At 60.9% G+C, this 18,030-nt stretch carries 18 protein-coding genes; 11 read left to right on the forward strand and 7 right to left on the reverse strand.

The genetic code is table 11. The annotated features are described in order from the left end of the window. The first annotated feature begins 103 nt into the window (after positions 1-103). Positions 104-1,402, forward strand: coding sequence for a 2-oxoglutarate dehydrogenase complex dihydrolipoyllysine-residue succinyltransferase (odhB, locus tag EOI86_RS15865; RefSeq protein WP_127766129.1), 1,299 nt, complete (start codon positions 104-106; stop codon positions 1,400-1,402). Between the two features lie 66 nt (positions 1,403-1,468). On the opposite strand, the gene EOI86_RS15870 is transcribed toward odhB, so the two are convergent. The 3 genes from EOI86_RS15870 to EOI86_RS15880 are packed head-to-tail and all read right to left on the reverse strand — an operon-like array spanning position 1,469 to position 3,574. Further along, complete coding sequence (locus EOI86_RS15870; RefSeq protein ID WP_127766130.1) at positions 1,469-2,227, reverse strand: S1 family peptidase; 759 nt, start codon at positions 2,225-2,227, stop codon at positions 1,469-1,471. A 33-nt stretch (positions 2,228-2,260) separates the two neighbouring features. After that, a complete protein-coding gene (locus EOI86_RS15875; protein WP_127766131.1) occupies positions 2,261-3,157 on the reverse strand; it encodes a S1 family peptidase in 897 nt (298 codons plus the stop codon). A gap of 3 nt (positions 3,158-3,160) precedes the next feature. Then, the gene (locus EOI86_RS15880; RefSeq protein ID WP_127766132.1) at positions 3,161-3,574 is read right to left on the reverse strand and encodes a DUF350 domain-containing protein; all 414 of its coding nucleotides are present in this window, start codon (positions 3,572-3,574) and stop codon (positions 3,161-3,163) included. Positions 3,575-3,687: 113 nt separating this feature from the next. Here EOI86_RS15880 and EOI86_RS15885 point away from each other — a divergent pair, with 113 nt between their 5' ends. From EOI86_RS15885 to EOI86_RS15895, 3 genes are all read left to right on the forward strand, one after another. Next, a complete protein-coding gene (locus tag EOI86_RS15885) occupies positions 3,688-4,413 on the forward strand; it encodes an AzlC family ABC transporter permease (RefSeq protein WP_240035710.1) in 726 nt (241 codons plus the stop codon). Beyond that, a complete protein-coding gene (locus EOI86_RS15890; protein ID WP_127766134.1) occupies positions 4,410-4,763 on the forward strand; it encodes an AzlD domain-containing protein in 354 nt (117 codons plus the stop codon). The genes EOI86_RS15885 and EOI86_RS15890 overlap by 4 nt, the downstream gene beginning before the upstream one ends. A gap of 108 nt (positions 4,764-4,871) precedes the next feature. Further along, positions 4,872-6,092 carry an MFS transporter gene (locus EOI86_RS15895; RefSeq protein ID WP_161973855.1) on the forward strand — a complete coding sequence of 407 codons (1,221 nt, stop codon included), beginning with the start codon at positions 4,872-4,874 and terminating at the stop codon, positions 6,090-6,092. Positions 6,093-6,131: 39 nt separating this feature from the next. Here the strand turns inward: EOI86_RS15895 and EOI86_RS15900 are convergent, their stop codons facing one another. Beyond that, positions 6,132-6,407: a DUF2059 domain-containing protein gene (locus EOI86_RS15900; protein ID WP_205032217.1), complete on the reverse strand. Its 276-nt coding sequence runs from the start codon at positions 6,405-6,407 to the stop codon at positions 6,132-6,134. Between the two features lie 229 nt (positions 6,408-6,636). On the opposite strand from EOI86_RS15900, the gene lpdA reads away from it, so the two are divergent. From lpdA to EOI86_RS15915, 3 genes are all read left to right on the forward strand, one after another. Further along, positions 6,637-8,046: a dihydrolipoyl dehydrogenase gene (gene lpdA, locus EOI86_RS15905; protein ID WP_127766136.1), complete on the forward strand. Its 1,410-nt coding sequence runs from the start codon at positions 6,637-6,639 to the stop codon at positions 8,044-8,046. Between the two features lie 171 nt (positions 8,047-8,217). Continuing rightward, positions 8,218-8,820 carry an HD domain-containing protein gene (locus EOI86_RS15910; protein WP_127766137.1) on the forward strand — a complete coding sequence of 201 codons (603 nt, stop codon included), beginning with the start codon at positions 8,218-8,220 and terminating at the stop codon, positions 8,818-8,820. Between the two features lie 15 nt (positions 8,821-8,835). Then, positions 8,836-10,032, forward strand: a complete 1,197-nt coding sequence (locus EOI86_RS15915; protein WP_127766138.1) for a M24 family metallopeptidase — start codon at positions 8,836-8,838, stop codon at positions 10,030-10,032. A gap of 7 nt (positions 10,033-10,039) precedes the next feature. Here the strand turns inward: EOI86_RS15915 and EOI86_RS15920 are convergent, their stop codons facing one another. Genes EOI86_RS15920 through fsa form a run of 3 tightly spaced genes read right to left on the reverse strand, consistent with a single transcriptional unit; the run spans position 10,040 to position 12,416 of the window. Continuing rightward, complete coding sequence (locus EOI86_RS15920) at positions 10,040-11,014, reverse strand: tyrosine recombinase XerC (RefSeq protein ID WP_127766139.1); 975 nt, start codon at positions 11,012-11,014, stop codon at positions 10,040-10,042. Next, a complete protein-coding gene (locus tag EOI86_RS15925) occupies positions 10,998-11,720 on the reverse strand; it encodes a DUF484 family protein (RefSeq protein WP_127766140.1) in 723 nt (240 codons plus the stop codon). The genes EOI86_RS15920 and EOI86_RS15925 overlap by 17 nt, the downstream gene beginning before the upstream one ends. Before the next feature lie 42 nt (positions 11,721-11,762). Beyond that, on the reverse strand, positions 11,763-12,416 hold the full coding sequence (fsa, locus tag EOI86_RS15930; protein WP_127766141.1) for a fructose-6-phosphate aldolase: 654 nt from the start codon (positions 12,414-12,416) through the stop codon (positions 11,763-11,765). Between the two features lie 186 nt (positions 12,417-12,602). Here fsa and EOI86_RS15935 point away from each other — a divergent pair, with 186 nt between their 5' ends. From EOI86_RS15935 to EOI86_RS15950, 4 genes are all read left to right on the forward strand, one after another. Then, complete coding sequence (locus tag EOI86_RS15935; RefSeq protein WP_127766142.1) at positions 12,603-14,849, forward strand: primosomal protein N'; 2,247 nt, start codon at positions 12,603-12,605, stop codon at positions 14,847-14,849. A 133-nt stretch (positions 14,850-14,982) separates the two neighbouring features. After that, positions 14,983-15,972 carry a tripartite tricarboxylate transporter substrate binding protein gene (locus EOI86_RS15940; protein WP_127766143.1) on the forward strand — a complete coding sequence of 330 codons (990 nt, stop codon included), beginning with the start codon at positions 14,983-14,985 and terminating at the stop codon, positions 15,970-15,972. Between the two features lie 46 nt (positions 15,973-16,018). After that, positions 16,019-16,501 carry a tripartite tricarboxylate transporter TctB family protein gene (locus EOI86_RS15945; protein WP_127766144.1) on the forward strand — a complete coding sequence of 161 codons (483 nt, stop codon included), beginning with the start codon at positions 16,019-16,021 and terminating at the stop codon, positions 16,499-16,501. Continuing rightward, positions 16,501-17,988: a tripartite tricarboxylate transporter permease gene (locus tag EOI86_RS15950; RefSeq protein WP_127766499.1), complete on the forward strand. Its 1,488-nt coding sequence runs from the start codon at positions 16,501-16,503 to the stop codon at positions 17,986-17,988. The genes EOI86_RS15945 and EOI86_RS15950 overlap by 1 nt, the downstream gene beginning before the upstream one ends. Positions 17,989-18,030 lie beyond the last annotated feature (42 nt).

Raw genomic sequence — 18,030 nt, forward strand, 5'->3', positions numbered from 1 at the left:
GCGAAGAGTTAGCGGGAAATTGTAACCCTAAACGACCAATCGGAAATGACCGGACGCGGGGAGTTACGCGGTCCGGCATTCTAAATGGAGCTTGGATAGGAAAATGGCGACGGAAGTGCACGTACCGACGCTTGGTGAGTCGGTTTCAGAAGCAAGTATCATGCGGTGGTTCAAAAAGCCCGGAGAAGCCGTGGCTGTCGATGAATCGCTGGTCGAGCTGGAAACCGACAAAGTGACTGTGGAGGTCCCATCCCCTGTGGCTGGCACCCTGTCGGATATTGCCGCGGAGGAGGGCGCCGAGGTCGAGGTGGGTGCGCTTTTGTGCACAATCGCCGAAGGTGCCGCGGCACCTGCCCCTAAAGAGGAGGCCCCTAAGGCGGAGGCACCGAAAGAGGAAGCCCCCAAGCCGGCAGCTGAAAAGCCTGCTGAAGCAGCACCGGCCCCTGCAGCGGCGCCGGCCAGCAATGACACGCTTTCACCGGCTGTCGCGAAGATGGTCACGGAAAATGATCTCGATGCGTCGAAAATTCCGGCGACGGGTCCGAAGGGCAACCTGACCAAGGAAGACGTGCAGAATTTCCTCAGCGGTGGTGGGGCCAAGGCCGCGCCTGCTGCGAAGGCGCCTGCCGCAGCGCCGGTCGGTGGACCGAAGCCGCCGGTCGCGACTTACGAACCGTTGCCGGATCGGCCCATGGATCCGCGTGGTGAAGAACGCGTCCGGATGCCGAAGCTGCGCAAGGTCATCGCGACGCGTTTGAAGGAAGCTCAGAACACAGCGGCTATGTTGACCACGTTCAACGAAATCGACATGACCGCGATGATGGAGCTTCGCAAGGACTACAAGGACAAGTTTGAGAAGAAGCACAATGTGAAGCTGGGCTTCATGAGTTTCTTCGTGAAGGCATCGGTGATCGCGCTTCAAGAACTGCCCGCGGTGAATGCGGAGATCTATGGCGATGAGATCATCTATAAGAATTACTACGATATCGGCATTGCCGTCGGCACGCCGTCGGGTCTTGTCGTCCCTGTGCTGCGTGACGCGGACAAGAAGAGCTTCGCCGAAATCGAGGGAACGATCGCCGATTTCGGACGCCGCGCCCGTGACGGCAAGCTCAGCATGGCCGAGATGATGGGCGGTACCTTCACGATCACCAATGGCGGTGTTTTCGGCTCGCTGATGTCGACGCCGATCATCAACCCGCCGCAGTCCGGCATTCTGGGCATGCACAAAATCCAGAAGCGTCCGATCTGCGATGCCGAAGGCAATATCGTGGTCGGTAACATGATGTATGTGGCCCATTCCTACGATCACCGCATCATCGACGGTCGCGAGGCGGTGACCTACCTCGTGCGCCTGAAAGAAATGCTGGAAGACCCGGCCCGCCTGCTGCTGGACGTTTGATCCGCTTGCAGACGAAGAAATGTCTAGGCGACGCCCCCTTAACCGGGGGCGTTTCCTTTTCCGGAACTACTCGACGTGACAATAGACCTGGATCACCCGGTTCTCAGCCCTCAAACGCCTGCCGATTTCGGACAGGTCGCCGGCCGTGGGCGATGATACCGGCTGGGCTCCACCGCTCGATCCACCGCCAGGCAACATCGATCTCAATGTCGTCGGTGTGTTCGCGACGATCCGCCCCAGTGCGTCGTCTGACCCGACCAGAATGCCGATGACATATCCTTCGCCGTTTATCACCGGTCCTCCGGACATGCCGGCATAGTCGGTGCCGGCCGGTGGCTCCGGCCGTTCCGCCCAGACGATGACGGGGAAGGCGCCGCCGGGCACGCCGGACCGCTCGATCTCACGGTATTCGACCTGTTTGGCGATAAATTCACGGGGGCTGCCGGCTGGGTATCCGATCAGAAAGGCGTCGTCATGCCGCTGTGGGTCCATGTTCGGTCTGGCTATTGGCAAGGGCAGGGCGGAAAAATCCGCATACAGCAGGCTTGCATCCGCGGTGTCGTGATGGACAACGCGGTCGGCCACGCCGACCAGTCTTTCGTTCTTGATGAATCCGATCCCGTCACACTTGTCGACCACGTGGCGGGCCGTCATCCAAAGCCCCTCGCCGACGCTGAAGGCGGTGCCGGAGCCTGGTACGCGGATCTCCCTTTCCGGTTCCAGGACAAGTTCGTAGGGCGTCGGCAACAGATCGAAATCGGTGTAAAGCCAAAGACCCAAAAGGCAGACGGCGACCAGGACCCAAAGCGGTTTGGTATTGTTCATGCCGCTATCGTTCCGTTGTGTTCGGGCTGGATGTCAAAGGCTGTCGAGGGGGCTTCTTCGGCCCGGAATCTTAACATGGCAATAGACCTGCACGACGGAAAGGGCGGCGCGCAAGGCATCGCCTTTTTCCTGATAGGTCGACGGGGTCAGGTTCGGGACGGGGTCGGCATGGCGCGCGTCGATGGCAAATTGTTGGGCTGCGCCCGCCAGATCGATCATCTCGGATGACAGGGTTGCCTGCGTGGTCGCGACCCGCCCGCGCCTGGGGCTTTCCGCGATCGTAACGCCGATGACGCGACCCGTTTCGTCGAAGGCCGGACCGCCGCTCAAACCGCCCAGTGAGGTTAGCCTTGCCGGGATCTCTTTCGCGGCCCAAACCTGGATCGGAAATGTCGCCGCGCCCCGACCCCGGATCGTCGCCGCGCTATCGCCCATGAACAGGGAAAAGACATCGCCCGGATCGCCGCCCGGATAGCCCAATTGGAATCCGTTGGCGCTTCTGGCCGGATGATAGGCCGTCGTGACGGTTTGCATCAGAGGAACGCGGAGCGGCAGTTGCAGCAGCGCGATATCCGCCTTGGGGTGAAGCATGACGCCCTGGGCTTTCTGGTCCCGTTTGATCTTTTTCCCAGGTTTGATCAGCCAGACGCTGTCGCATTGATCGACCACATGACGTGCCGTTAACCACAACCCGTCCGCCACCGCGAAGGCCGTGCCGGTGGACCGCACGCGGTCCGTATCGGCTTGCAATAACCATCGTTGGATCGGCCCGGTCGCGGCGCGCCGGACGTCGAAATTCTCCCTCGTTTCCGTTTGTCCGCTCGGCGGGGGTACCGGGCGCCGCGGGGCAGTGCTGTCGAAATCCGTCACGACGGATAGGACGATGAAGGCAGCCGTCAGCAGAATCCAAAGGAAACGCGTGTTCCGCACGGCTCAGCCTGCGACTGCCGCTGCGATGACCGCACCGACCGCTAGTTTCACTGCCATGATGACGACACCCGCAGCCAATTCGTTGTTTTCCACACGCGCCTGCATGTCCTTCAATACAAAATCACAAATCAGATAGGCGATAGCTTGAAGAGCCACCGTCACGACACCCCAGACAATAAGGTCCAACAGACCCAAACTTGCATTCATGGCAAAAGCGAGGGGGATGGCGATCCCCAATATCGCGCCCGCAAATGTAACGCTGGCTGTCACATTTCCGACTCTGATCAAGTCCAACTCTTTAAACGGGGTGACCTTTTCGTACACCCATAGGCCGATGCCCAGCAGCAGCAACGTGGTCACGACGTGCAGAAGCAAGACCGGCAAACCGGACCAAAGAGATAACAGAATAGGTTCCATGACGTCATTCCACTGTATTGGGGCAACCGGGGGATGCTATATCGCTTCGAGGCGGATCGTCATCCCGCAAACCCCAATGACAAATAACCACCGGAGGAAAACGCTTGAGTGACGTGACGCTAAACCATGCGGAATGGCGCGCAGCGCGGCGTGTCGGGCTCATCGATGGGTTCGGTGTGCCCTCATTCGCCTTGTTCACAACCATGATCGGCTTCGGCGCGATCGCCCGAGAAGCCGGGTTGGATATATATGTGACCGTGGCGACGACGATGTTCGTCTGGGGCATGCCTGGGCAGGTTGCTTTCGCAGACCTCTATGCCGCGGGGGCAAGCGGATTGGTGATCTTCACGGCGGTCGCGCTCGCCAATATGCGGATGTTGCCGATGACGGTCTCCGGCCTGCCGATGATGCATCTGAAGGCCCACAAGCGGGGTTTGTTCCGAAATATCGTCACGGCGCACCTCCTGGCGATCACAGGCTGGGCGCAACTCACCGCGGCACGGAACAAAGTGCCGCCGATGGGCGTGCTGCCGTACTATCTGGGTTTTGTCAGCGTGGTCTATGTCGCCGCCAATCTGGGGACCGTCTTCGGATATTACCTCAGCGATATCGTGCCGGACCCGGTGATCCGTGTCGCGGTCTATGTGACCCCCCTCTATATCGTTCTGCTGGTTTCCAGCGCCAGGGTCTGGGCCAACCGTTTGGCCGTCTTGCTGGGCGCGATCCTGGGGCCGCTGACCTACCCGCTGCTTGGCGATTGGTGCATCCTGGCTGCCGGTCTGGGCGGCGGAACGGTGGCTGTCGTTATTGCGCACAAGACGGGGAGGGCGCCGGAATGACGCTTCCCGACGCGCTTGTACCCTGGAGCATGATGGGGTTGGCGGTGATCGCTACCTTCGTTTGGCGGATGCTGGGCCTGGCGCTGGCCGACCGGCTGGCCAGTCACAAGCTTCTGTTCGACTGGGTGAACACGGTTGCTTACGCGATGGTCGCCGGGTTGATGGTGCGGATCATATTTTTCCCGACGAATGTGACCGCGGAAGCGCCGATGATTGACCGTTTGGCGGCCTTCGCGGCGGCGCTGCTTGTCTGGTGGCTTCGGGGAAGGTCGCAGATCCAAGGCTTCGCCGCGGGTGTCGCGGTCTTTGCTCTTCTTTCCGCGGCGAGGCTGTATGGTTTCCTCCCCTAGTCTTGTGGTCCCCTTCGGCTTGCTGTGCGTGACTCGGTCGGGGAGACCGGTCACATTTCTCCGTCTGTCATCGACGGACGTCAGCCTTTTCGACCAGATGGTTTCAAAGTGAACCGGCTGCGGTATGCCTGGGTCGTCGTTTTTTGTGCATTGGTATTTGCCATCGGCCAATTTCACCGTGCGGCGGGCGGCATCCTATCCCCTGTCCTGGCGGAAGACTTAAGTCTGTCGGCGTCGGCGCTGGGTAGTGTCATTGGCGCCATGTTTATCGCCACAATGGTGATGCAGATCCCCGCCGGTGTTGCGCTGGATCGATTTGGCCCCCGCCGGGTTCTTCCGTTGATGTTGGGCATTGCCGGGATCGGCAGCCTCGTTTTTTCCCGCGCCGTGGAACTGGAATGGGTTTATGCCGGCCGCATCCTGCTCGGAATCGGTTTTGCCTCCTCTTCCGCGGCGGCGCATATCCTCTTCTCCCGCTGGTTTTCGCAAGACCGTTTCGCGCAAGTATCCGGAATCATGGTGGCGATCGGCGGGATCGGCGGGCTGACCGGCACCTACCCATTGGCGACGATCGTCGACGTCGTCGGCTGGCGTCCGGCCCTTATGGCGGTGGGGATGTTCACACTTGCGATCGCCATCCTGGGTTCGATCACCATCCGCAATGCGCCGCCCCATGTACCGCGTCCCGTTTTTCAGCCAACAGGGTGGCGCTCAATGCTCAACGGGTTTCGGGAAATCTTCGGAAACCGCAACTTCCCCAGGTTGCTTGCGATGGGGACCGTAGCTTTTGCACCGATCACGACGGTCGCGGGGCTGTGGGGCGGGCCGTATTTTCAGGAGGTTCATGGATACGACACGCAGGAAGCCGGTTCCGTCCTGTTCGCATTGTTCTTGATGACGATGATCGGCGGCCTTGTCTTCGGCCCCTTGGATCGGCTTTTGGGAACGCGGAAAAAGGTGGTCCTCGGCGGGGCGGTTGGCTCGGCGGTTTGTGTCGGCGCCGTCGCGGTCATCGGCGGACTTCCGCCGGTTGCGGTAATTGTTTTGTTGCTGGGAATGACGCTTTGCCAGAACTTCTATTTGACGCTGAACGCCCATAACCGGGCCCTGGTCGGAGATCACCTTGTCGGGCGCGCTTCAACGCTCATCACCGTCGCCGCTGTCGGTGGGATTCCCGTGATGCAGGGAGGATTCGGCATTGCGCTCGACTGGGGGCAGGCGATGGGGTTGACGGTTGAGCAGTCCTACCGGCTCGGTTTCGGCTTCATCGCCGCCAGTGTCTTTGTTGCAGGGTTGGTCTATGCGGGGTCGGAAGACCGAAAACCCTAGTACCCCCCGTTGCCGGCCCCTTGGAAGGCGCAAGCGCCGCTAAATCGAATCCTTGCGGTCCTCTTCCTGTTTTCTTGGACTTTCGGGCGATTTGTCGTCTTCCGGATGGATGCGACGGATGATGATATCGCCATTGGGCAGGATTTCAGGTGTTTCGTATTGCGGGATACTGCCGATGAACAGGTCCAGCGCCGATAAAAGCTTCGCCAAGCCTTCTCGCGCCAACTCCTCCGGCGACCGTTCTTGCGCCAGGGCGGGGCCGCCGGCGAGGCACAGGGAAAGGCTGACCGCGATGGGCGCCAGTAGTTTTTTCATAATATCCGTCCTTGTCAGTATGCCTGACCAATAGCGCAAGATTGGGGCCAAATTAAGGCCTATGCGCTAGAAACTTGGTTTCCCATCCGGACGGTTCAAGTCCTTAATACCCTTTCCCTTTTCGACGCGTTGGGGCAAGGTGCGGTCCGATTTGGGCCGCCCTGGCTGCGCGGTCCGGAAGATCTTATGACGAAGATCTATGACGAAGATCTGCGAAGAGGGGTCAGCGATGAGCGAAAACCAATACGACGTGGTCGTTGTTGGCGGTGGACCGGGCGGCTATGTGGCCGCGATCCGCGCCGCGCAATTGGGATTGAAAACCGCTTGCGTGGAAATGCGCACGACCCTGGGCGGGACCTGCCTGAATGTCGGCTGCATTCCCTCAAAAGCCTTGCTGCATGCGTCCGAACGGTTCGAGGAAGCCGAACACGGGTTGGAAGCGCTCGGTATCAAGACCGGGGGCGTGAAGCTCGACCTCAAAGGCATGATGGGCCACAAGGACAAGGTCGTCGGCGACAACGTCAAGGGCATCGAGTTCCTGTTCAAGAAGAACAAGATCGACTGGATCAAGGGCAAAGGTAAGCTGAAATCCGGGACCGAGGTGGAAATCACCGAAGGGCCGGACAAGGGCAAGACCGTCGCCGCCAAGAACATCATCATCGCGACCGGCTCGGAATCGACGCCGATCTCGGGTGTCGACGTGGATGAAAAACAGATTGTCACCTCCACCGGCGCGCTGGAACTCGGCAAGGTGCCGAAGAAGATGGTCGTCATCGGCGGCGGGGTTATCGGCCTCGAATTGGGCTCGGTCTGGGCCCGTCTAGGGTCGGAAGTCACCGTGGTTGAATTCCTGGACCGGATTCTTCCCACCAATGACGGCGAAATCAGCAAGAACTTCCTGCGCATCCTGAAGAAGCAGGGGATCTCGTTCAAACTCTCCTCCAAGGTGACTTCGGCCAAGACCGCCAAATCCGGCGTGACGTTGACGGTCGAACCGGCCGCGGGCGGCGATGCGGAAGAGATCAAGGCCGATATCGTCCTGCTATCGGTCGGCCGCCGTCCTTACACGGAAGGGCTCGGCCTGGAAGATCTGGGGATCGAAACCGACAAGCGCGGGGTTATCCAGGTCGACGATCACTACCGGACCAATGTGCAGACGGTCTACGCGATCGGCGACTGCATCCCGGGCGCGATGCTGGCGCATAAGGCGGAAGACGAAGGCGTCGCCGTCGCAGAGATGATCGCCGGCCAGAAGCCGCATATCAATTACGACGCCATTCCGGGCATCGTCTATACGTGGCCGGAAGTTGCTTCCGTCGGCAAGACCGAGGAAGAATTGAAGGACGCGGGTATCGCCTATAATTCCGGTAAATTCCCTTTCACGGCGAACGGACGGGCGCGCGCGATGAATGCCACGGATGGTTTCGTGAAGATCCTGGCGGATAAGACAACCGACAAGGTGCTGGGTTGCCATATCATCGGACCGGATGCCGGCGGGCTGATCCATGAAATCGTCACCATCATTGAATTCGGTGGTTCGGCGGAAGACGTGGCGCGGACCTGCCATGGACATCCGACGCTCAACGAGGTGGTGAAGGAAGCGGCGCTCGCCGTCGATAACCGCACGATCCATATCTAAAATTCGGACTGGACTGTCTGCCAACGGCTTGGCCATACGCCAGGCCGTCGGCATGTTCGGGCGCGGGTGGATAGGTCTGCTCGCCCCCTCCCCCAGTTGATTTCATTGACACCCGGCACCGCATGGCCGGAAACTCCGTCGATACGCGACGACTTTTTTAGGAGATCGGGAATGACAGATGGCGTGGTGGATTTCGTCCGAATGGAAGACGGAACCAAGGAAGAATACGATCTTCTCGAAAGCTATGAGAAACCGTTTCGGGACGGCGTTGCGGACAGATTGCTCGATCATCTGAAGACGCTCGACGCCAGTACCGGTGGCTACAAGATCACGCGGCTGGGGCATTCGCTGCAATCCGCCACGCTCGCCTATCGCGACGGTGCGGATGAGGAAATGGTGGTCGCGGCCCTGTTCCACGATATCGGCGATATGTTGGCCCCGTCGAACCACAGCGATTTCGCGGCTGCCGTCTTGCGGCCCTATGTTAGCGAGAAGACCCATTGGATCGTCAAGCATCATGGCGTCTTCCAAATGTACTACTACGCCCATCACACGGGCGGGGACCGCGACGCGCGAGACCGGTATAAGGATCATCCCTGGTACGCCGACTGCGAGTATTTCTGCTACAACTACGACCAGAACGCCTTCGACCCGGATTACGACACCTTGCCGCTCGAGTTCTTCGAACCGATGGTCCGCCGGGTATTCGCTTCCTCCAAGTACGAAAACCTCGACCACGCGCCCGGTGAGTCTCCACCGGTCGCGGCTGAGTAACGGAGAGTCCCTACGATGACCGCGTTTCACGCCACCGCGGTCGATCATAAAGCGCTACGCGCCTACCGGTTGGGGAGAGTCCGGGAACAGCTTCGCCGCCGCGATTATGGCGGCATCCTGCTCTACGATCCGCTAAACATCCGGTATGCGACGGATACGTCGAACATGCAGGTTTGGACCCTGCATAACGCCGTCCGCTATGCCTTCATTCCGACGGAAGGCCCCGTCACACTGTTCGACTTCCACGGTTGCGGGCACCTGTCCGCGCAGATCGAGGTCGTCGACGAGGTGCGTGCGGCAACCGGATGGTTCTATTTCGGCGCAGGGGAAGAGGCGCCTGTCCGGGTTCAGTCCTGGGCCGACGAACTGCTGGAGCTGATTAAACAACATTGCGGCACCAATAACCGCATCGCGGTCGACAAGCTGGACCCGCTGGGTGTTTGGGCGCTGGAAGAACGCCAGATCGATATCCAGGATGGCCAGCAGGTCATGGAAATCGCCCGCGAGGTGAAGAACCATCTGGAGCTGGCCGCGATGAAGGAATCCATTGCTGCCTGCCAGGAAGGCATGCGCCGCATGCGCGCGGCGTTGGAGCCTGGGATCACCGAGAACAAGCTGTGGTCCATCCTGCATCAGACGAATATCGAGATGGGCGGAGAGTGGATTGAAACCCGTTTGCTGACCTCAGGCCAGCGCACCAATCCCTGGTTTCAGGAATGCAGCAATCGGGTGATCCAGAAAGGCGATATCGTCAGCTTCGACACAGACCTGATCGGCCCGAACGGGTATTGTTCCGACATCTCCCGCACGTGGCGCTGTGGTGGCGGTAAACCAACTGACGAACAACGGCGGCTCTATGCGGTCGCGCGGGAGCAGATCCGCTTTAACATCGACCTGCTGCGGCCCGGCATGACCTTTAAGGAGTTTGCTGAGAAAAGCTTCCAACTGCCGGACGAATTTGTCGCCAATCGCTATTCCGTCGTCTTTCACGGCGTGGGGCTCTGCGACGAATATCCAGGTGTCGTCTACGCTCAGGACTGGGAGCATGGCGGCTATGACGGGGTGATCCAGGAAAACATGACCGTCTGCGTCGAAAGCCTTGTGGGGACGGAAGGCGGGCGCGAATGCATCAAGCTGGAAGAACAGGTCCACGTCACCGCATCAGGCGCCAAACAGCTCAGCACCTATCCGTTCGAGGATGATTGGCTCTAGGCGTTGATTATCGCGACCGCGGATGCGCCTTGGCGTATTCGGTCATCAAGGTGGCGGTGTCGACCTGGGTGTAGCGCTGTGTGGTCGAAAGCGAGGCGTGGCCGAGCAGCTCCTGAATCGTGCGCAGATCCCCGCCGCCGGCCAGCAGATGGGTGGCGAAGGAATGACGCAGGGCGTGGGGCGACGCCGTCTCGGGCAAGCCCAATCCGCGCCGGGCGGTTTGCAGGACCTTGCGGGCGACGGACGGGTTTAACCGTTTGCCCCTTGCACCGATGAACAAGGGCCCGTCCGGACCCGGCCCATAGGGACAGAGTTTTCGGTATTCCGCGATGGCGTCCCACACCACGGGCAGCAGGGGGGTAAGGCGTTCCTTCCGTCCCTTGCCGATCACACGCAGCATGGTGCTGCCTTTGCCCTTTTCGGGAATGTCGGACTGATTCATGTCCAAGGCTTCGGCGATCCGAAGCCCGCAGCCATAGAGCAGGGAAACGAGGGCGCAGTCGCGGGCACCGATCCAGGGTTCGGAGGCCATCAGATCGATCTCGTCGATCAGGACTTCCGCATCCGCCTGCGACAGGGCCTTTGGAACGGCGGAAGGGATTTTCGGCCCGCGGATCGCGTGGACGGCATGGTTTTCGCCCCGGCCGGTCTTTTCCAACCATTTGTAAAAAGTGCGTATCGTGGACAAGGCCCGGGCATTGCTTGTCGCGCTCAACCCGTCCCGAACCCGGTGGGCCAGCCAGCTGCGGAAATCGAAGGGTTTCAAACCTTCCAGCACACCGATCGTCAGGTCTTCGCCGGTATGTCCGGCAATAAAGCTGAAGAAATTGCCCAGATCCCGGGAATAGGCCGAGACTGTGTTCGGGGAGACGCGGCGCTCCATACGGAGCCAATCGAGAAAGGCGGCAAAAACCGGTTGTATCCCCGGCGGAATGGCCAGGGGAATTTCCGGCGGTCCGTCTGTCTTACGCGTCCTCGTCATCTTCAGGAAGGTCCAGCCAAACCCGTATCAGTTTCTCAAGCACGCGGGCCAGGAATTGCAGCAATTCGGTTGCCTGACCGCTGTGGAACCGGGCGCGATCACGGCTGCCAAAGGCGAGCAGGGCGGGCGGTGCTTCGGGTGAAATCTGCAGCCTGACGATCGCTTGCGATGCGATAAGCGTCGCCGCCGATCCGAATATACCCGGATCGGCCGAGATATCCTGCTCCAGCAGAATCGATTGCCGACCGCGCAACGCGCTGGCGACGGCCCCTTCGGGCAATAACTTCAGGGATCGAACCGGTACGGCGAAGGAGCCGTTCGATTCGACGCAAAGCATGACCGCGTCCACATCCAGCAGGACGGCGAGGTCGACGGTGGCGATTTCGATCAACTGTTCGAAGGACGTCGCGTCCAGCAATTTCAGCACGCATTCATGGATGCGGGCCGTGGTCGACAGGTTGTCCCGGCTGTTGTCGATCAACAGGCGCGCGACGTCTTCCGTCTGCTCCACCTTTTCCCGCAGTCGGCCGATCAAGGCCTGCTGCAGATCGATGACGCCATCGCCCAATTCCCGTTCGGGCATGACGAGCGCCGTCAGCGCCTCGACGTTTTCCTGAAGGAAACCGGGATTGTCGTGCAGGAACCGAAGCACCTGGTCTTTATCGATCGTGCTGACGGCCTTGGCCGGTTCAGATCCGTTTGCCATGTCCAGATGCCCCCGAAGACCTTTTGAAAACCAACCCTGGACCTATAGAATCGACTGACCGGTTTTTGCCCAATCCGCCAGGAAGGCATCCAACCCCTTGTCGGTCAGCGGATGCTTGAACATCTGGCGCAGAACGTTCGGCGGCAGGGTCGCAACCCCGGCACCCAACTGACCGGCGACGACCACATGGCGCGGGCCGCGAATGGACGCGACCAGAACCTCGGTTGCGAAATCGTAATTGGCATAGACGTCGCAGATATCGGCGATCAATTGCATACCGTCTTCGCCGATATCGTCCAACCGCCCGACGAAGGGCGAGATGAAGGTGGCACCGGCCTTCGCGGCCAGAATCGCCTGGGCGGCGGAGAAGCAGAGCGTGACGTTCACCATGGTGCCGGCGTCGGTCAGCGCCTTGCATGTCTTCAACCCATCCGGCGTCAACGGCACCTTGATGGCGACATTGTCGGCGATGGCCGACAATTTGGCGGCTTCCTTCATCATCGTTTCATGGTCGGTCGCGACGCATTCGGCGCTGACGGGGCCGTCGACCACGTCGCAGATTTCGGCCACGACATCCAGGAAGTTCCGGCCGGTTTTGGCAATCAGCGACGGGTTGGTGGTGACCCCGTCGACCAATCCCGTTGCCGCCAATTCGCGAATCTCGTCAATGTCGGCGGTATCGATGAAGAATTTCATGGCTGTGTCTCTCGTCTTTCGCTCGCGTTCCGCGCACGACTTGCACCGCGCCCAGTCCGACTATAGTTCCGAGTATAGTCCGACCTGAAATTTCAGGGTCCCTTCACGTGACACTCCTGCGAGTCGTCTATAAGGGCAAACCCGGTTGGAAGTTCAGGTCACCGTCAGCAAGGAGAAATCTACCCCATGCCGCCGTCCGCTGCCAATTCGGCCACGCCGCCGGCAAGTCAGCCAGCAGGCGATAGGGTGATGGTCGAACCGGGCGCGCGCGTCAAGGTCCTGATCCCGCTACCGTTGGATGGCGCGTACGATTACCGCCTTCCCATTGATATGGTGGCGGAAATCGGGTCCTTCGTCGTCGTGCCCCTGGGCAACCGCCTGGTTGCGGGCGTGATCTGGGGGGAATCGACCGACAGCGACGTGCCGGAAGACAAGCTGCGGGAAATCTCGGGTTTGCTGGAAGTGCCGCCCCTGCCGAAAGCGAATCGGGCCTTCGTGGAATGGTTGGCGGCTTATTACTTGTCCCCGCCGGGCAATGTGCTGCGCATGGCGATGAGCGTTGCCTCGGCCCTGGAACCGCCGACCACGCGGCCGGCCTATCGGCGCGCGGATATCGCCCTCGACGCGCTGGAGATCCGGCCCACAGCCGCACGCAAACGGGTGCTGGAAGTGGCGTCCGACGGCTTCGCACACCCGGCGAGCGAACTTGCCTCGATGGCGGGGGTCTCTTCGTCGGTCATCAAGGGGCTGGCCGAGGCGGGCGCCTTGGAGGTGATGCAGGTTCCGGATCAGGCGCGTTGGACGCCGCCCGACCCGAACCTGCCCGGCCCGGAGCTGTCCGGAGATCAAAAGATTGCCGCCGATCAGGTTGTCGCGGCCGCGAATGAAGGCTTCTCCGTCACGCTGCTCGACGGGGTCACGGGGTCTGGCAAGACGGAGGTTTATTTCGAGGCGATTGCCGCGACTTTGGCTGCGGGAAAACAGGTCTTGGTCCTGCTGCCGGAAATCGCGCTTTCCTCCCAATGGCTGGCGCGGTTCGAACAGCGTTTCGGCGCCGCGCCGGCGGAATGGCATTCGGACCTGACGCAGGGACAGCGACGGCGCACCTGGCGGGGCATCGCGGAAGGGCGGGCGCGAATTGTCGTCGGCGCGCGCTCGGCTCTGCATCTTCCCTATCCGAATCTCGGGCTGATCGTCGTGGATGAAGAACACGAAACCGCCTTCAAACAGGAAGACGGTGTCGCCTATCACGCACGGGACATGGCCGTGTTGCGGGCCAGGTTGGCCGAAATCCCGGTGATCCTGGTCTCCGCGACACCCTCGCTCGAAAGTCTGTTGAACGCCAAGGAAGGGCGTTACCAACTGCTCCACCTGCCGAACCGGCACGCCGGGGCAACCATGCCGACAGTTGAACTGATCGATATCACCAAGGATAAGCCGGGCCGTCAGCAATGGCTGACGCCGACCCTGCGCAAGGCGCTGGAGGACAACCTTGCGGCAGGCGAGCAATCGCTTCTTTTCCTCAACCGGCGCGGCTATGCGCCGCTCACCCTGTGCCGGACCTGCGGTCATCGGCTGGCCTGCCCGAACTGTTCCGCCTGGCTTGTGGAACATCGCTTTACGCGCAGCTTGCAGTGCCACCATTGCGGCTTCACGACCGGTGTGCCGAAGCATTGCCCGTCCTGCGACGATACCGACAGCTTCGCGGCTTGTGGGCCGGGCGTCGAGCGGATGCTGGAAGAAGCGACCCTGCTGCTGCCCGATGCCAGGATAGAGGTCGTCACGTCGGATACGATCCGCGGGCCGTTGCAGGCCGCCGCCTTCGTGGAGCGGATGGAGAACGGCGAGATCGATGTCGTCATCGGAACGCAGATCGTCGCCAAGGGCTATCACTTCCCGCGGTTGACCCTGGTTGGTGTCGTCGATGCGGATTTGGGGCTGAACGGCGGCGATCTTCGCGCGGGCGAGCGTACCTATCAGTTGATGTATCAGGTCGCGGGGCGCGCCGGCCGGGAAGGACTGCCCGGGCGGGTTATGCTGCAAACCGCCAGCCCAACCGTTCCCGTGATGCAGGCACTGGCCCGGCATGACCGGGATGGGTTCCTGGAAGCGGAGTTAAAAATGCGGGAAGAATTCGACTTTCCGCCCTATGGCCGGCTGGCGGCGTTGATCGTATCGGGCCAGGACGAAGGCTTGGTCGATCGCGTGGCGCAAGCGATCGGAAGGGCCGCGCCGCACGGCAAAGGGCTGACCGTGCTGGGACCCGCCCCTGCGCCCTTGGCTTTGCTGCGCGGGCGCTATCGCCGGCGTTTGCTGCTGAAGACCAGCCGGGAGGTCAGCGTTCAAAAGGTCCTGGCCGATTGGCTCGGCAAGGTTCAGATACCCAACCCTATCCGCCTGCAAGTGGATGTCGACCCCTACAGTTTCCTCTGATGTTTCGGCCATGGCCGGTCTTGTTTCGAACCGCTATGCCGGCAGTTGACCGACATCGGAAAATTCAAGAGTGTGTCAGCCGAACTGAAAAGAAGACATCTGAAGATGTCTTGGATTTATGGGAGGAAGTGCCATGAAATTTCTTAAAACGGCAGCTGCTGCCTTGATTCTTTGCGCCGGGCCTGCGCTGGCGGATTATCCGGAACGTGAAGTCCTGGGCGTTGTCATGTGGGGTGCAGGCGGCGCAACGGATACCGTCGCCCGGGCGGTCAACCCGGCGGCGGAAGCGGCGCTTGGGAAGCCCATCGTTGTCCTGAACAAGTCCGGGGGGGCGGGTGCGATCTCCACGGCCTTCGTCAACGCGGCGCCGGCCGATGGCTACACTTTTCTCTACGGCGCGGAAAACCCGCAGCTTCACGGCGTGATGGGCGTGTCGGATATCGACTATGGCGATATGTACCCGATCAACATCCTGGGCCGTGGGGTCGCCGTCATCGCCGTTCCGGCTGAGTCGAAATACAAGACGCTGAGCGACCTGCTGGACGATATCAAAGCCAATCCCGGCGCGGTAAAGATGGGATCGACAGGTCCCGGCGGCCTGCCCTCTACGATCGCCGCCCTCATTTCCAACGCCGTGGATTTCGACGTAACCGCGATCCCCTTCGATGGTGAAGGCCCCGGCCTGACCGCGATGCTCGGTGGCGAGGTCGATTTCATGCCGTCGGGAATTTCCGCGGCCGCGGAACAGGTGAAGGCAGGCAAGATGCGCGCGTTGGCCGTCGTGAATCCGGAACCCGTGGACACGCTGCCCGATGTGCCGGCGATCACCGATACGATCCCCGCGATGGATCGGTTCCTGCCCTGGGGTCCGTTCTACGGCGTCTTCGTTCGAGCCGACGTCCCCGATGACGTGAAGGCGAAACTGACCGATGCCTTCAAGACGGCGGCGACCGATGACGCCTTCCTGAAACTGATGGCGAATCGCGGGAACGTCGTGATGAACATGAGCGGCCAGGAAGCAGTCGATTTCCTCGCGAAATGGCAACAGGTAACCGTGTGGGCGCTGCAGGATACCGGGGCGGCCAAGGTCAGCCCGGAAGACCTCGGCATCTCGCGTCCCTGATAGGGGATACCCGGCCTGCCGTTAGGGCGGGCCGGGGCCGCCGAGCATGACCGCATCGACATCAACGCCCCTGCGACCGGGGGAGCGCCTTTTCGCGCTCCTGTTGGTTCTCTTCGCCGCCCTCGTGTTCTGGCAATCCTATGAGATTTCGGGATTCAAGGGGCTGACGACGGGCGGCGTGATGCCGATGTTCGCGTCCGGCGTGATGGTGGCCACAAGCATCTTCCTGCTGTCCCGTACCTTGGCGAAGCCCCAGAACGGGGACGGAAGTCTGGCTGGATTGGCTGCGTTCCTATTTCCCTTGCGGGTCGTTCTGTTCGCCCTGGCGGTGCTGGGATACGTGATCTCGATCCCTGTGATCGGGTTCCTGCCGGCGTCGGCAGTCTTCCTGTTCGTGGCGATCTGGCGGCTTTGGAAAACCGGGGTTCTCCGCGCCGGCTTCGTGACTGTGGTGGCGGTTGGGGCGATCCACGTTCTTTTCAGGATCGTTTTTCAGGTTGTCCTGCCCAGCGGAAGCGTGTGGCTCTGATGGAGGCCTTGAGCTTTTTCGCGACGTCCTGGTTCGACCCGTCCCTGCTGTTCCTGACGGCGCTTGGGACCTTCGCTGGAATCTATGTCGGTGCGATTCCGGGTCTTTCGGTCACGATGGCCGCCTCCATCCTGATCTCATTCACCTTCAAATGGGACATCAACGAGGCCCTGGCCCTGATCGCGGGGGTCTATGTCGGTGGTGTCTACGGCGGTGGGCGCACCGCGATCCTGTTGAACATCCCAGGCGCGCCAAGCGCCATCGCCACGGCCTTGGACGGATATCCTCTCGCCAAGAAGGGCCTCGCCGGCGAGGCCATCGGCCTGACGACCGTCATGTCCGTCCTCGGCGGGTTCGTCGGCATCCTGGCGCTTGCCGTCGCCGCGCCCCTGATTGCGGATTTCGCCATCAAGTTCACCTCGCGCGAATACATGCTGCTCGGGATTATCGGCATTCTTCTTGTCGGCACCTTGTCGGGAGAGAGCTTCGCGAAGGGCGCGTTTTCCGGGGCGCTTGGCGTCATGATCGGCATGATCGGTCTGGACCCCATGACAGCGGAGGCACGCTTCACCTTCGGCTCGATCAACCTGATGGGTGGGGTGCCTTTTGTGGTCGCCATGATCGGGTTCTTCGGTGTGTCGGAGGCGTTGGTGCAGCTCGAGCATCTGGATACGCCCCGCATCAAGCAGAAAGTGTCGCGGGTTGTGCCGTCCTGGTCGGACATTCGGCGCTACTTCCGCTTGATGCTTAAGTCCTCGGGGATAGGAACCGTCATTGGTGCGCTTCCCGGGACCGGCGGGGATATCGCGGCGCTGCTGGCCTACGATCACGCAAAACGGACCACCAAATCACCTGAAGTTCCCTTCGGTGAAGGTGCGAAGGAAGGGCTGGTCGCGCCCGAAGCGGCGAACAACGCGGCGATTGGCGGCGCTTTCGTTCCCATGCTGACGCTGGGTATTCCCGGCGACGCGGTCACGGCCATCATTATCGGCGCGCTGTATATCCATGGCCTGCGGCCCGGCCCCCTTCTGTTGAGCGAGTCGCCGCATTTGTTCTGGTTCATGGTCGGCAATCTTACCCTGGCGAACCTGTTCCTACTCGTCTTCGGCCTCAGCGGCATACGGTTCTTTGCGAAAGTGGTCGAATGTCCCCAGGCAATCCTGGTGCCGCTCATCGTGGTCCTATCGGCGATCGGGGCCTATGCCATTCAGAACAACCCGGCGCATATCACCTGGGCTCTCGGTTTCGGGGTGGTGGGATATCTGCTCCGGCGATACGGCTTTCAGGTGGGGCCTATCATTCTGGGGGTCATTCTGGGACCGATGATCGATTCGAACTATCGCCGGGCGATGATCGGGGCCCGAAGCGATGTCGGACAATTCTTCCTGGATATTGTCAGCCATCCGATTTCCTTCGTACTCCTCTGCGCGCTTGCCTTAATGCTCGTATCCCAGATCCCTCTCGTTAAGCGTCTTTGGAAACGCTGAGGTTTCTCCGACGACTCGTTATAGAACTGTCGCCGATTCGGA

Source organism: Hwanghaeella grinnelliae (assembly GCF_004005845.1).
In the GTDB taxonomy this organism is placed as follows: Bacteria; Pseudomonadota; Alphaproteobacteria; order UBA8366; family Aestuariispiraceae; genus Hwanghaeella; species Hwanghaeella grinnelliae.

What these genes read in the sequence shown, in the direction of transcription:
- EOI86_RS15910 (WP_127766137.1), top strand. Translation starts at nt 8,218, where the DNA reads ATGACAGATGGCGTGGTGGATTTCGTCCGAATGGAAGACGGAACCAAG.
- EOI86_RS15870 (WP_127766130.1), bottom strand. Translation starts at nt 2,227, where the DNA reads ATGAACAATACCAAACCGCTTTGGGTCCTGGTCGCCGTCTGCCTTTTG.
- lpdA (WP_127766136.1), top strand. Translation starts at nt 6,637, where the DNA reads ATGAGCGAAAACCAATACGACGTGGTCGTTGTTGGCGGTGGACCGGGC.
- EOI86_RS15890 (WP_127766134.1), top strand. Translation starts at nt 4,410, where the DNA reads ATGACGCTTCCCGACGCGCTTGTACCCTGGAGCATGATGGGGTTGGCG.
- EOI86_RS15940 (WP_127766143.1), top strand. Translation starts at nt 14,983, where the DNA reads ATGAAATTTCTTAAAACGGCAGCTGCTGCCTTGATTCTTTGCGCCGGG.
- EOI86_RS15925 (WP_127766140.1), bottom strand. Translation starts at nt 11,720, where the DNA reads ATGGCAAACGGATCTGAACCGGCCAAGGCCGTCAGCACGATCGATAAA.
- EOI86_RS15950 (WP_127766499.1), top strand. Translation starts at nt 16,501, where the DNA reads ATGGAGGCCTTGAGCTTTTTCGCGACGTCCTGGTTCGACCCGTCCCTG.
- EOI86_RS15920 (WP_127766139.1), bottom strand. Translation starts at nt 11,014, where the DNA reads ATGACGAGGACGCGTAAGACAGACGGACCGCCGGAAATTCCCCTGGCC.
- EOI86_RS15900 (WP_205032217.1), bottom strand. Translation starts at nt 6,407, where the DNA reads ATGAAAAAACTACTGGCGCCCATCGCGGTCAGCCTTTCCCTGTGCCTC.
- EOI86_RS15915 (WP_127766138.1), top strand. Translation starts at nt 8,836, where the DNA reads ATGACCGCGTTTCACGCCACCGCGGTCGATCATAAAGCGCTACGCGCC.
- EOI86_RS15935 (WP_127766142.1), top strand. Translation starts at nt 12,603, where the DNA reads ATGCCGCCGTCCGCTGCCAATTCGGCCACGCCGCCGGCAAGTCAGCCA.
- fsa (WP_127766141.1), bottom strand. Translation starts at nt 12,416, where the DNA reads ATGAAATTCTTCATCGATACCGCCGACATTGACGAGATTCGCGAATTG.
- EOI86_RS15880 (WP_127766132.1), bottom strand. Translation starts at nt 3,574, where the DNA reads ATGGAACCTATTCTGTTATCTCTTTGGTCCGGTTTGCCGGTCTTGCTT.
- EOI86_RS15945 (WP_127766144.1), top strand. Translation starts at nt 16,019, where the DNA reads ATGACCGCATCGACATCAACGCCCCTGCGACCGGGGGAGCGCCTTTTC.
- odhB (WP_127766129.1), top strand. Translation starts at nt 104, where the DNA reads ATGGCGACGGAAGTGCACGTACCGACGCTTGGTGAGTCGGTTTCAGAA.